Origin of the sequence: Labedella gwakjiensis, from assembly GCF_003014675.1 — a bacterium.
Lineage (GTDB): Bacteria > Actinomycetota > Actinomycetes > Actinomycetales > Microbacteriaceae > Labedella > Labedella gwakjiensis.
Map to the genome: position 1 here is coordinate 3,464,683 of NZ_PYAU01000001.1, position 12,870 is coordinate 3,477,552.

Annotated in this window: 15 protein-coding genes; 4 read left to right on the forward strand and 11 right to left on the reverse strand. The window is 66.5% G+C overall.

Annotation, left to right across the window (positions count from 1 at the left end):
* Positions 1–143 precede the first annotated feature (143 nt).
* The 5 genes from CLV49_RS18210 to CLV49_RS16320 all read right to left on the reverse strand — a co-directional run bounded on the left by CLV49_RS18210 (position 144) and on the right by CLV49_RS16320 (position 2,497).
* Complete coding sequence (locus CLV49_RS18210; RefSeq protein ID WP_127054237.1) at positions 144–362, reverse strand: hypothetical protein; 219 nt, start codon at positions 360–362, stop codon at positions 144–146.
* Between the two features lie 193 nt (positions 363–555).
* Entirely contained in the window at positions 556–828 is a 273-nt protein-coding gene (locus CLV49_RS16305) for a hypothetical protein (RefSeq protein ID WP_106564478.1), read from the reverse strand.
* A 118-nt stretch (positions 829–946) separates the two neighbouring features.
* Positions 947–1,405, reverse strand: a complete 459-nt coding sequence (locus CLV49_RS18215) for a PDDEXK family nuclease (RefSeq protein WP_127054235.1) — start codon at positions 1,403–1,405, stop codon at positions 947–949.
* A 222-nt stretch (positions 1,406–1,627) separates the two neighbouring features.
* A complete protein-coding gene (locus tag CLV49_RS16315; RefSeq protein ID WP_106564480.1) occupies positions 1,628–2,206 on the reverse strand; it encodes a hypothetical protein in 579 nt (192 codons plus the stop codon).
* Positions 2,207–2,296: 90 nt separating this feature from the next.
* Positions 2,297–2,497 (reverse strand): hypothetical protein, encoded by a 201-nt coding sequence (locus tag CLV49_RS16320; RefSeq protein WP_106564481.1) that lies wholly within the window; start codon positions 2,495–2,497, stop codon positions 2,297–2,299.
* A gap of 101 nt (positions 2,498–2,598) precedes the next feature.
* On the opposite strand from CLV49_RS16320, the gene CLV49_RS16325 reads away from it, so the two are divergent.
* The 3 genes from CLV49_RS16325 to CLV49_RS16335 all read left to right on the forward strand — a co-directional run bounded on the left by CLV49_RS16325 (position 2,599) and on the right by CLV49_RS16335 (position 4,666).
* Positions 2,599–3,183: a hypothetical protein gene (locus CLV49_RS16325; RefSeq protein ID WP_106564482.1), complete on the forward strand. Its 585-nt coding sequence runs from the start codon at positions 2,599–2,601 to the stop codon at positions 3,181–3,183.
* A gap of 134 nt (positions 3,184–3,317) precedes the next feature.
* Positions 3,318–3,662 (forward strand): hypothetical protein, encoded by a 345-nt coding sequence (locus CLV49_RS16330; protein WP_106564483.1) that lies wholly within the window; start codon positions 3,318–3,320, stop codon positions 3,660–3,662.
* A gap of 326 nt (positions 3,663–3,988) precedes the next feature.
* The gene (locus CLV49_RS16335) at positions 3,989–4,666 is read left to right on the forward strand and encodes a DUF4870 domain-containing protein (protein ID WP_106564484.1); all 678 of its coding nucleotides are present in this window, start codon (positions 3,989–3,991) and stop codon (positions 4,664–4,666) included.
* 42 nt (positions 4,667–4,708) lie between these two features.
* On the opposite strand, the gene hemW is transcribed toward CLV49_RS16335, so the two are convergent.
* From hemW to CLV49_RS16365, 6 genes are all read right to left on the reverse strand, one after another.
* Entirely contained in the window at positions 4,709–5,932 is a 1,224-nt protein-coding gene (hemW, locus tag CLV49_RS16340) for a radical SAM family heme chaperone HemW (RefSeq protein WP_106564485.1), read from the reverse strand.
* A 6-nt stretch (positions 5,933–5,938) separates the two neighbouring features.
* On the reverse strand, positions 5,939–6,607 hold the full coding sequence (locus CLV49_RS16345; protein ID WP_106564486.1) for a DUF1990 family protein: 669 nt from the start codon (positions 6,605–6,607) through the stop codon (positions 5,939–5,941).
* 4 nt (positions 6,608–6,611) lie between these two features.
* On the reverse strand, positions 6,612–8,465 hold the full coding sequence (gene lepA, locus CLV49_RS16350; RefSeq protein WP_106564487.1) for a translation elongation factor 4: 1,854 nt from the start codon (positions 8,463–8,465) through the stop codon (positions 6,612–6,614).
* Between the two features lie 86 nt (positions 8,466–8,551).
* Positions 8,552–9,532 carry an epimerase gene (locus CLV49_RS16355; RefSeq protein ID WP_106564488.1) on the reverse strand — a complete coding sequence of 327 codons (981 nt, stop codon included), beginning with the start codon at positions 9,530–9,532 and terminating at the stop codon, positions 8,552–8,554.
* A 5-nt stretch (positions 9,533–9,537) separates the two neighbouring features.
* On the reverse strand, positions 9,538–10,761 hold the full coding sequence (locus CLV49_RS16360; protein ID WP_106564489.1) for an amidohydrolase: 1,224 nt from the start codon (positions 10,759–10,761) through the stop codon (positions 9,538–9,540).
* 49 nt (positions 10,762–10,810) lie between these two features.
* A complete protein-coding gene (locus CLV49_RS16365; protein WP_106564490.1) occupies positions 10,811–11,965 on the reverse strand; it encodes a pyridoxal phosphate-dependent aminotransferase in 1,155 nt (384 codons plus the stop codon).
* Between the two features lie 63 nt (positions 11,966–12,028).
* Here CLV49_RS16365 and CLV49_RS16370 point away from each other — a divergent pair, with 63 nt between their 5' ends.
* Positions 12,029–12,796 (forward strand): alpha/beta fold hydrolase, encoded by a 768-nt coding sequence (locus CLV49_RS16370; RefSeq protein ID WP_106564491.1) that lies wholly within the window; start codon positions 12,029–12,031, stop codon positions 12,794–12,796.
* Positions 12,797–12,870 lie beyond the last annotated feature (74 nt).

Genomic DNA, 12,870 nt, shown 5'->3' on the forward strand with positions numbered 1-12,870 from the left:
GCCCTCTTGTTGACGAATGTCCTCAGTGCGTGGTGATCGGCACAGTAGTGGCGAGCGTCGCGGAAGGCGTGTTCGACATCCAGGCCTAGATCGCTCGCTACGCAGCGTCGTGTGGCTCGAAGATGGGGTGATGAGTGAGGCAATTAGCTGGCGCGAAGGCGAGCAGCAGCAGCCTCGGCACGGCTGCGTCGCTGGGTCTTCTCGCGCTCGACGCGCTCGTCGTTCGACATCGACCGTCGAGCCCGGATCTCGTCAGCAATGTGTTCGTCGCTGCGACTCCGAACGACCTTGACCAGGCGCTCAGCGCTGGAAGGTACGGGTTGAACGGAAGGCTTACGCTGAACCTTGAGGGTGGCGGACATGATGTGAGTTTAGCTCTGTACCAACGGGGTCCCGCTACCCCTCGCTGAAGGGGTACTGAGAATGCCTCGTTAGTCTCCGTTGCGTGACGTTGTCCACATCTGGCCCAACACGTCCCCTGGGCTGCCGGGGAGGGCCAGCGAAGGTCAGTCAACCCCGGGTGGATCAACCCTGTCAGGCGGACACAGTCCGGTTCTAGACCTGGGTCCGTCGCGGTCGAGGCCCGGGGGCAGCCTTGTACATCCCGAAGGCGTCCAGACCCTTCACGATCGATTCCGGGTCCGGCACGTCGAAAAGCACGACCGAATTCGCGTCCTGAAGTGACTCGTAGTATCCGACAAGCTTTCGGTCACGGGACTCCTCAGCCCAGGTGACCACCCTGTATGCCTGGACCTGATCGCCACCGGACGGAGGCGTCACGACGACGAGCCGAATCACCGCCTTGGGAATGACGGGATCGTTCCGCATACAGACCCACTCCACGCGGGAGACGCGAATAGGTTTCGGCAACAAACTGGGACACTCCTCTCTCGGAGCGCACCGGCCCGCGCGACTCCGAGTGTACGAGGAGCCCCCCGACATCCGATCAGACGGGGTCTACTCCGTAGTGGCGGTCCAGGTGCTCGTGCGCCTCCTTCAACACGTCATCAAGGTCACCCAGGCCCCCGAACATGACGTGCGGGTCATCGTTCTCGTCTGCGGTGTAAAGGGTCCATCGTCCACGCTCCGGGTCAGGCCACCCATCGTGCCACTCCAGGAGAGACCGGTAATTCTCGATCGCCACATTGACGTAGTCATTCACCCGCACATCAATGTCGTGCCCGAACAGGGCTACCAGTACCTCATGGAGACGCAGGCCGCCGCCCCGGTCGAACGCCGACTTCGCTGCCTGACCGCCTCCCTTCCGGCTACCGGCCTTGTCCTCTACGAACACGTAGGTCCCGTGGTCCTCAGCGTGGGGATCACGCCGACGGCTCTTCACGAGACGCAGACCCTGACGCTGTGCCGCCCGACGTGCTTTCTGTTCCTGAATTTTAATGTCCACGGTTCGCTCCTCAATTTCATGGCCAACTTCGCTACTACCGCTGGTAATTGATACGCCGAGCGAAGCCGGAACGAACAAGGTGAGCAAGAGAAAATGTCGAGACCAGGCGAACCGACCTCCCCTGACCGTTGCAGACACTTCTCCACAAACAAGAGGTCTACTGGGGCGGTTGGAACTCGACGGAAGGGACCCATCTACCTACCGTGGATCGTGAACGAGCGGTTAGTTCCAGCCGTTCACGAAGCCGATCCAGATCGTCAAGATTGCGAAGGGCAAGCCGATGGCGGCGACAATGATTGCTCGCACCCACCAGCGCTGACTCCAACGCGTCCTTAGCTTCGGATGCCCAAACGCGACTGACGTGAAGTCCCACACATCGAAGTCACGCCGGTCAACAGAGTCCATGAACTCCTGCATCTGTTCCTTGGCTCCGCGTACGACGACAGAGCTGGTTCCCTGAAAATGGATGCTCATGTCTCGAATGCCGAAGTGAGTGTGGAGGGTTGCACCGAGCCCTTGGACAGGTCTGCGGGGAAACCCGACCTGTCTGACCTCCATGAACTGGCGAACCCAACTCGGCTGAAGATTGTGGCTCTCGAAAGCTGCCTGCAACTCACCGAGTGTCTTTCGTTGAAGGAGGGTTCCGTCGTTCGCCGAGCCGGTGAACCCCTCGGTCCGGAGCTTCCCACCGACCCGGGACAACACCTCGCCTAGCTCCTGGGACACTCGTGTGGTCACGGCCCACAGTGAATCGTCGGGGCCGAACCCAATCACTGCTTCACCGCTGAACACATCTGGCATGCTCAAAAACCTAGTTGCTGGGTCGTTCCCTCCGCGCGTGCCACCCCGACCCATACGACCTGCCTTTCTCAGACAAAGGCTGCACCTCGCCTAGACAGTGGGCTTCGGCTCGTACCAGGCGAACCGGTTGCGGTCGAACTTGAAGCCGGTGGCGTCATCGATAGTTCCGACCGGGTTACCCACTCGTACGAGCTGGTAGATGCCCCGGTCGGTGGTGTACTCCTCCGGTGCGGTGTCGCCTTCCCAGCTCACGCCGGGCTCGTCTGGAAACACAAGGTGAATGTAGGTCACGACGGCTCCTTCTCGTGGGGCAGGGGAGCATCAACGACAGCCGACCCTCCGCGGGTGACTCCACCATGCCACGCGGACGCCGTCCGGTCTACGATCACGGCATGACTCTTCCGCTGTGGCTTCAGATCGTCGCACTCGTCGTCCCTGCGGTGGTCGCGGTGTTCTCGGCATTGTGGGCGACTAGGTCTGCCCGACGGGCGCAGCAGGCCGAACATGAGGCAGCACGCCTCCGCGCACTGGAAGACCGCGTTGCTCAGAAGACGTACGAGATGTACCAGCCCTTCCTCCAAGCGATGGGCGACATTCTCACGCCTCACCGGAGTGCAGCAGCCCTGAAGAAGTTCGAAGACGTGATGGCGGACTTCCAGACTTTCGTCATCGTGTGGGGCTCAGACGAGGCCATCGAGAAGTTCTTCCGTTACCGCCTCGCGGCGAACTCGTCGCCCCCGGTCTCGATCACGATGCGTCTGATGGCGGAATTTCTTCTTGCCGTTCGGAAGGACATCGCCTGGCCGAACACGCGCGTCTCTGCCTTCCACACGATCGCTATGCGTATCAACGACCTTCCGGAGCATCCCGAACTAGCGGAGGCGATGTCGATGCCCCTCGCGGACCTCTGCCGACGCGAGGGGTGGGAAGCACCCTTCGACACTTCAGAAGGTTCTCTCGACAGGACAAGCCTCTAGTGCTTTCACATGTCCACCTGTTCAGCTCGTCCACTTCCGACGCCTTCTCGTACCTGAGCATCGTCCCGCCGTCGGATCGCGTCTACAGAGGGGGCAGACCCATCGCCGACGACGTGGGGCGATAGGTTCCCACCATGACATTGGACGGTGCTTCGCTCCTGGCGACTCTCTACCCGATCGGCGTACTCATCCTCCTGGTCGAGACCCGAAGTCTTCGCGACCTTGAGGGACCCAGACTTGGAAGACACAGCAAAGTCACGCGCCTGCGTATTCTCTTCTCACCTGTTGGGATGGAACTCGTGCTTGTGAATCTCGGCGTCTTCTGCGGCCTAGGCGGAACGGTCATCGCGGCCTATGTCGTGGCAATCGGAGAGAGACCCAACGCCTACGTCGGCGGGACCATCGCCATAGACGGAGCAGTTCTAGCTATCGCTGTCTACTGGTTCGCTTTGCGCCTCCTCAAGTCACGCTTCGATTGAGACCGCCGCTCCCCCTACGCTCCCCTTTGAAACCCGTATAGTGGCGGGATCGAGGAGGCTTGTTTCTAGAAACAAGCAGGTCAGGCCCTGAATCACTAAAGGGCCTGACCACGCGAAATATTCGAGTGCCAATGATACCCGTTCCGAGTCGGGAACGGCCGAGGGCCGCTCGTGTCGGGGACGAGACACGATTCGACACCGTCGGCACGGCGATTGCGGGCTCTTCGGCCTGACCGATACCGTGATCCTGTGCCACGCGGCCCCGGCGACACGCACGTCGTTCCGATCACTCCGCCGCGCACGACCCTCGATCGAAAGGAACGGCGATGTCCGACCCCAACTCCCCCCAGTCGGGAGATCAGCAGCCGAATCCGAACGGCCAGCCGCCATACGGCGGATCCCAGCAGCCTCCTCCCCCGCCGCAGCAGCCGTACGGTGCTCCGCAGGGCCAGCCGGGTTACAGCGCTCCCCAGGGGCAGCCGGGCTACGGTGCTCCGCAGGGCCAGCCGGGTTACGGCGCTCCGCAGGGGCAGCCGGGCTACGGAGCTCCCCAGGGTGGCCAGCCCGGGTACGGCGGACCGCAGCAGCCCTACGGCCAGCAGCCCTACGGCCAGCCGTCCGGCGCAGCGCCCCTGACGCCGGCCGAGGACAAGCAGTGGGCGATGTGGTCGCACTTCGGTGGTGTGCTCGGCTTCCTGCCGTCCCTCATCATCTTCCTCGTCTTCAAGGACCGTGGCGGCTTCACGAAGCAGGAGTCCAAGGAAGCGCTGAACTGGCAGATCACGTGGATCATCGCCAACATCGCCGTGAGCATCATCACGACGATCCTCAGCGTCTCGCTCATCTTCGGCGGCGGCTATGGCTACGGCGGCATCAGCGCCCTCCTGAGCTTCATCGCCTGGCTGCCGTACCTCGCGAACCTCGTGTTCTCGATCATCGGCGGCGTCAAGGTGAACAGTGGTCAGGCGTACCGTTACCCGGTGAACTTCCGATTCATCAAGTGAGCCCGTGCGTCCGTTCCCGTCCGTGACGGTCGGGAACGGACGCTAGCCGACGAGTCGCCGAACGACGGCGTCGGCCAGGAGCCGCCCGCGCAGGGTCAATACGACCCGACCGCGCAGGGCGGCTTCTGCGTTGACGAGCTCGTCCGCGATGAGACCGGCGACGGCCACACGACCCTCGGACGGAAGAGCGTCGATCGCGAGTCCGTCGACGATGCGCGTCTCCAGAAGGATGCGTTCCACGAGCCGGGTCGCGTCGTCGAGTGTCTCGCGGCCGTGCGCCGGCGACGCACCGTCCGCAAGGAGAGCTGCGTAGGCCGCGGGGTGCTTGACGTTCCACCAGCGCACGCCGCCGACGTGACTGTGGGCCCCGGGGCCGACACCCCACCAGTCCGATCCCGTCCAATAGGACAGGTTGTGCCGTGAACGGAACGCCGGTCCCGTCGCCCAGTTGCTCACCTCGTACCAGGAGTATCCGGCGCGACCGAGGAGCTCGTCCGCGAGCTCGTACATGTCGGCCTGGAGGTCGTCGGACGGCGTCTCGAGTTGGCCCGAACGGATCCGGCGGGCGAGCTTCGTGCCCTGTTCGACGATGAGCGCGTACGCGGACACGTGGTCGGGGCGCTGCGCGACGGCCGTCTCGACGGATGTCCTCCAGTCGTCGAGGGTCTCGCCGGGAGTGCCGTAGATGAGGTCGAGGCTCACCTGGAGGCCCGCGGCCCTCGCCGCCTCGACCACGACCGGAATCCGTTCGGGGTCGTGGGTGCGGTCGAGGGTGGCGAGGACACTCGGAACGGCGGACTGCATGCCGAACGACACCCGCGTGAATCCCGCCTCCGCGAGCTCGGCGAGATAGTCGGCATCGACGCTGTCGGGGTTCGCCTCGGTCGTCACCTCCGCGCCGTCGGCGATGCCCACGCAGGATCGGATGGCGTCGAGCATCCGCACGAGGTGTGACGCCGGGAGGAGCGTCGGCGTCCCTCCACCGAAGAAGACGGTGCGTGCGGGCCGCTCGGGCAGACCGGCGCGTTCGAGCACATCGGCCGCGAGGGAGATCTCTCCGATCGCCTGGGTGGCGTAGTCGGCTTGCGAGGCGCCGCGCAGTTCCGTGGCCGTGTAGGTGTTGAAGTCGCAGTACCCGCACCTGACGGTGCAGAACGGCACATGGACGTACACGCCGAAAGGTCGATCCTCGGCCCCGAGGGCGACCGAGTCCGGGAGGAGTCCGTCGCGCGGGGCCGGGTCGGCGAGGGGAAGCGGACCGGCCACGCGCCGCTACTCCGTGACCTTGCCGCGCGTGCGCGCCGCCCAGAGGGGTGAGAGCGTGCGGGCGAAGCGCGTCGACAGGGCGACCCATCGACGGCGCGGAAGCCACGGGAGCACACGATAGTGCAGCGCCTTCGCTCGGAAGACCGAGCGCTGCATGAACCGCACGCTGTCGTCCTCGGCGAGTTCGACGATGTACGCATCCTCGCCGCTCGCGACGCCGCCGCCGAGCGTGCCGAACGTGACGCTCACGCGCCGTTCGTCCTCGACGACGGAGACGACGCGCACACGGCTCGTCACGCGGTAGACACCCACACGACCGCTCAGACGGGCGGACGCACCCGATGAGACGTAGGGCGTTCCGTCGGCGGTGAAGCGTTCCTCGGCCGAGAGCGTGGCCGGCGCGATCGGGGTGCCGTCCTCCGCGAACTTCACGCCCGTGTAGGCGCCGGGCTCGCCGTGGGCGAGAACCTGGACGGCGATGCCGGAGCCGCGGTAGAGGTCCCACGACATGATCGCGTCCACGGCCTGCGTGAAGCGTTCGGCGCCGCTGCCGAGGCGCACCTCGACCTCGGCGGAGCGGAACCCGCGGGGCGGGTATTGCATCATGTCCGGGGCAGCGGTGGCACCGACGGCGCCGTAGTCGACGTGGAGGTCCTCGAAGCTCTCGCGGCGCATGGCTCTACTTCTTGTCCTTCTTCGTCTCGGTGTCGCCGGAGAGCGCCGCGATGAACGCCTCCTGGGGTACCTCGACCTTGCCGACCATCTTCATGCGCTTCTTGCCCTCCTTCTGCTTCTCGAGCAGCTTGCGCTTCCGGGTGATGTCACCGCCGTAGCACTTGGCGAGGACGTCCTTGCGCATGGCCCTGATCGACTCACGCGCGATGATCCGGGCGCCGATCGCCGCCTGGATGGGCACCTCGAACTGCTGGCGCGGGATGAGGTTCTTGAGGCGCTCCGTCATGAGCACTCCGTACGCGTAGGCCTTGTCGCGGTGCACGATGGCGCTGAACGCGTCGACCTGGTCGCCCTGGAGCAGGATGTCGACCTTCACGAGGTCGGCCTCCTGGTCTCCCGACGGCTCGTAGTCGAGCGAGGCGTAGCCCTGCGTGCGGCTCTTGAGGTGGTCGAAGAAGTCGAAGACGATCTCGCCGAGCGGCATCGTGTAGCGCAGCTCCACGCGGTCCTCTCCGAGGTACTCCATGCCGAGGAGGCTGCCGCGTCGCGACTGGCACAGCTCCATGATCGTGCCGACGTAGTCCTTCGGGGCCAGAACACCGACCTTCACCATGGGCTCGGACACCGACTGGATCTTGCCGCCGGGGAACTCGCTCGGGTTGGTGACGATGACCTTCTTCTTGTCCTCCGTCGTCACCTCGTACGTCACGGACGGCGCCGTGGCGATGAGGTCGAGGCCGAACTCGCGTTCGAGTCGCTCGGTGATGATCTCCAGGTGGAGGAGACCGAGGAACCCGCAGCGGAAACCGAACCCGAGGGCCACGGAGGTCTCCGGCTCGTAATTGAGGGCCGCGTCGGAGAGCTTGAGCTTGTCGAGGGCCTCGCGCAGGTCGGGGTAGTCCGCGCCGTCGATCGGGTACAGACCGGAGAAGACCATCGGCTTCGGGTCGGTGTAGCCCGGGAGCGCTTCCGTCGCGGGCTTCGACGCGGTCGTGACCGTGTCGCCGACCTTCGACTGACGCACGTCCTTCACGCCGGTGATGAGATAGCCGACCTCGCCGACACCGAGCCCCTTCGTGGGGATCGGCTCGGGAGACGAGACGCCGATCTCGAGGAGCTCGTGGATCGCGCGCGTCGACATCATCTGGATGCGCTCACGGGGGCTCAGCGAGCCGTCGATCATGCGCACGTACGTGACGACGCCGCGGTACGTGTCGTAGACGGAGTCGAAGATCATCGCGCGGGCCGGAGCGTTCGCGTCGCCCTGCGGGTTGGGGATACGGTCGACGACGCGGTCGAGGAGCTCCTCGACGCCCATGCCGGTCTTCCCCGAGACGCGGAGCACGTCGTCGGGCGAGCCGCCGATGAGGCCGGCCAGCTCGGCCGCGTACTTGTCGGGGTCGGCGGCCGGCAGGTCGATCTTGTTGAGGACAGGGATGATCTCGAGGTCGTTCTCGAGGGCGAGGTAGAGGTTCGCGAGGGTCTGAGCCTCGATGCCCTGCGCGGCATCCACGAGCAGGATGGCACCCTCGCAGGCCGCGAGCGAGCGGGAGACCTCGTATGTGAAGTCGACGTGGCCCGGCGTGTCGATCATGTTGAGCGCGAAGGTCTCTCCGTTGCGCTCCCACGGCATGCGCACGGCCTGGCTCTTGATGGTGATGCCGCGCTCGCGCTCGATGTCCATGCGGTCGAGGTACTGGGCGCGCATGTCACGATCCGACACCACGCCCGTGATCTGGAGCATGCGGTCGGCGAGCGTCGACTTGCCGTGGTCGATGTGCGCGATGATGCAGAAGTTCCGGATCGACGCCGGGGGTGTGGAGGCGGGCTGGAGTGCCGTAGTCGCTCGGGGGCTCACGCGGTCCTCACGTCAGGGGGTGTTCGGTGGACATCACATTGTCCCACGGTGCCGGAGTCGGTGCGGACGGATCGATCGTGACCCCCTCAGGAGCGGCCCTCCACGATCGCGCGAACGGCGCCCTCGAGCTCCGGGTGGCGGAACGAGTAGCCGGCCGCGGTGAGCGTCTCCGGGACGACCCAGCGGCTCTTCAACAGCAGTTCGGACTCGGTGCGCATCCCGATCGCTCCGACCTCGATCATCCAGCGACGCAGCGGAACGCCGAAGGGCACGCCCAGCACCCGACGGAGAGTGGACATGAGCTCCGCGTTGTCCACCGGATTCGGGGCGGCGACGTTGATCGCGCCGGAGATCGCGTGATCGTCGATCGAGCGTCGGACGATGGCGAGTACGTCGTCGAGGTGCACCCAGCTGAACATCTGGCGCCCGTGGGTCGGCTGGTACTCGTGGAAGGCGCCGGCATCGCGCTTCGAGCGCGGCGCCCACCAGCGCCCGTCGTACTGGCGGCCTCCGAGGCCCACCCGACTGAGGCCGAGGAGAGGGGCGAGAGCCGAGCCCTCCCCCAGCACGATCGCCATGCGGAGAGCCACCCGGCGCACTCCCGGGAGTTCCGGCGTGAACAACGCCCGTTCCCATGCCGTCGCGACGTCGACGGAGAACCCCGATCCGATCTCGCCTGTGGACTCCGTCATCGGTCGGTCCATCGCGTGCCGGTAGATCGTGGCCGTGCTCGCGTTGATCCAGACCGGAGGGGGTGAGTCGGCCGAGGCGATGGAGCGGGCGAGCGCCGACGTCGTCGCCGTGCGGGAGACCAGGATCTCGCGACGATTACGGGCCGTGTAGCGGCAGCTGACGTTCTTCCCGGCGAGGTTGATCAGGACGGACGCGCCGTCGATCGCGGCGTCGACAGCGCCGGTGTCGCCCCACGAGGCGTGCGTTCCACCGGTCGGCACTCGACCGATCGTCACGACGTCGTACCCCTGAGCAGCGAGATCGGCGACGATGGCCGTTCCGACGAATCCCGCGGCGCCCGCGACGACCGCGCGGCGTCGCTCCCCCTCGGCCATCGGACTCAGCCGTTCCGGCGAGCGAAGCGGTCGGCCACGGTGGCGACTCCCTCGACGACCTCGAACTGGAGTCGCCCGTCGATGTAGACGCGCTCGGCGATGCTCGTCGTGTCGAGGGGATCGCCCGACCAGATCACGATGTCGGCGTCGAGACCGGGCGCCAGGGAGCCGACCCGGTCGTCGAGGCGCAGGAACGAGGCGGGATTCGTTGTGAGCGCCTCGATGGCGACGTCGCGATCGAGACCCTCTTTCACCGCGAGTGCCGCCTGGAGGATGAGGAAGTTGATCGGGACGACCGGGTGGTCGGTCGTGATCGCGACCCGGACCCCTGCGTTCGCGATCGTCGCGAGGTTGCCGATCGCACGGTCCTTGAGCTCCACCTTCGAACGCGAGGTGAGCATGGGCCCGAAGATGACGGGCACATCGCGCTCGGCGAGCACGTCGGCGACCTTGTGCCCTTCGGTTCCGTGGTTGATCACGAGGCGGTAGCCGAACTCGTCCTGCAGGCGGAGAGCCGTGGCGATGTCGTCGTGACGGTGGACGTGCTGGTCCCAGGCGAGTTCGCCGTCGAGAACACGGACGAGGGTGTCCTTCGCGAGATCGCGTGAGAACGGCTTGCCGTCGCGCGCGGCGGCTGCACGTGCCTCGGCGTAGTCCTGGGCGTCGATGAAGGCCTGCCGGATGACCGAGGCGACGCCGAGGCGCGTGCTCGGGGTCTTGCCCTTCTCGCCGTACACACGCTTCGGGTTCTCGCCGAGCGCCGACTTCACGCTCACGGAGTTCGAGACGAGCTGCTCGTCGATCGTGCGGCCGCCCCACGACTTGATGGCGACGGTCTGGCCGCCGATGGGGTTGCCGGAGCCTGGCTTCACGACGACCGTCGTGACTCCCCCGCTCAGAGCGTCGACGAAGCCCTCGTCCTCGATGTTGACGGCGTCGATCGCCCGGACGAACGCGGTGTTGGGGTCGGTCATCTCGTTCGTGTCGTCGCCGGCCTTGCCATTCGCCTCCTCGTGGATGCCCACGTGGCCGTGGGATTCGATGAAGCCCGGCAGGACGACCTTGCCGCTCGCGTCCACGACGTCCCAGCCCTCTGGAACGTCGAGTCCCGTGCCGACGGCGGTGATGCGTCCGTTCTCGACGAGCACGACGCCGTTCTCGATGGGTTCTGAGGAGACGGGCACGACGCGCCCGCCGACGATGGCGAAGGGAGAATGCTGGGAGGTCATGCGTCGAGCGTATCGCCGTGGACGCGATGCGCCACGAGGTGCGATCACCTCAGCGACCCTCGGGGGTGGGTCGCGGCAGTTTCGAGAGGCCCTCGAGCAGGCGGGGCCTGTCGGCGGCCAGGCAGACGCGGATCCATCCCTCCCCCGACCGTCCGAAGGCGCTGCCCGGCGCGACCGCCACTCGATGCTCGAGGAGGAAACGTTCGGCCCAGGTGGCGACGTCGCCGCCGGTCGCGTGGGACATGTCGATCCAGAGGTAGAACGCCCCCTCCGGATCGAGGAAGCGGATGCCGCGCTCGGTGAGGAGAGCCGAGGCGGCCAGTGCATTCGCCTCGTAGTGCCGAGACGCGACATCGACGGGTTCGCGCGGCCCGGTGATGGCGGCGACCGCCGCGCGTTGCGCCGGCGTCGAGACGCAGCTGATCATCGCCTCCTGCACGGTGCGCATCTCGGCGGAGAATCCGGGCGGCGTCACGAGGTAGCCCACACGGATGCCCGTCATGGCGTAGGTCTTCGACAGCGAGAACACGCTGAACACCCGACCGTCGTGGTCGAGGGTCGCCGGGCTCACGTGACGTCCGGTGAACGTGAAGTACTCGTACACCTCGTCGGACAGCACCCACAAATCGTGCCGGGCCGCGAAGTCGACGAGGCCCTGCAGGACCTCGGCGGAGAAGACACGGCCGAGCGGATTCGACGGCGAGTTGACGAGGAGAACCCGGGTCTGCGGCGTGACCAGGGTCTCGAGCTCGGCGATGTCGGGGGCGAAGCCGTCCTCCGGCGACAGTCGATACGGCACGGGGACGGCCTGGAGCATGCGCGCGTTCATGGAGAAGGTCGTGTAGCCGGGGTCGGGCACGAGGATCTCGTCGCCGGCGTCGAGGAGCAACCCCATCGCCTGCATGAGCGCCTGTGTCGCGCCGACGGTGACCCACACCTGCTCGACGTCCACGTGCATCCCGTTGTCGCGCGCGAGCTTGTCGACGATCGCCCGACGCAGGTCCGCGATGCCTCCGTTGGGCGTGTATCGGGTCTCGCCCGCCTCCCAGGCCGCGGTCGCGGCGGCGACGATGTGCGGGGCCACGGGCTGGTCCGGCTCGCCCACAGCCAGGATGTTGACGTCGTCGAGCGTCAGGGCGATCTCGAAGAGGCGGCGGATGCCGGACTCCGGCACGGACGACATGTGCGAGGCGAGCTGCGGCATGGGGCCACGCTAGTACGCGGGAAGCAGGTGTCGTCGCCGTCGGTCGCCGCCTACGATGACCGGATGGATCGAGTCGCAGGCGTTCGCCCTCCCGTGCTGTTCGTCCACGGCATCCGGACGTCCCGATCGATGTGGCGCGGTCAGCTCGCGGCAGTGGAGGCCGCGGGGATCCGCGCAGAGGCCGTCGACCTGCCCGCCCACGGCGCACGCATCGGTGAGACGTTCTCGCTCGACGGAGCCCTCTCGGCGATCGACGACGCCGTGACGGCGCTCGGCGGCCGCGTCGTGATCGTGGGACTGTCGCTCGGCGGGTACCTCGCGATGGAGTACGCCGGACGCCGTCCGTCGTCCGTTGCCCTGCTCGTGGCCTCGTCGTGCTTCACCCTGCCGACGGGGCTCGGACTCGCCGGCTACCGCGGCCTCGCGCGCGTGATCCGACGCCTTCCGGACCGCGGGATGTGGCTCAACGACACGATGGCGCGCTTCACGGTCGGACGCACGGCCTCCGCCGACGTCGGAGCCGGCGGCGTCGCGCTCGACGCGATGGACGAGACGCTCGCGGCCGTGGGGCTGACCGACCCGATCGACTCGCTCGGACGATACGACGGGCCGGTGCAGTTCGTGACGGGCGCTCTCGACCACTTCCGGTTGGACGAGAGGCGCTTTCGAGCGGCACGCCCGGAGGCTCCGTTCATCGTCGTGCCTCGCGCCGGCCACCTCGTGTCGCTCATGGCCCCGGAGGCCTTCACACGTATCGTCCTCGACGCGGTTGCCGCGGCCCCGGATGCGGGTGGCGGTGGGCCACGTCGTGATTTCCCCTCCGACGCCTGAACTGGTATCGTTTCCTGTTGGCTTGCGTGTGGGTTTCACCACACGAATCGCCGGTCACGACCCTCTCTCGTTCC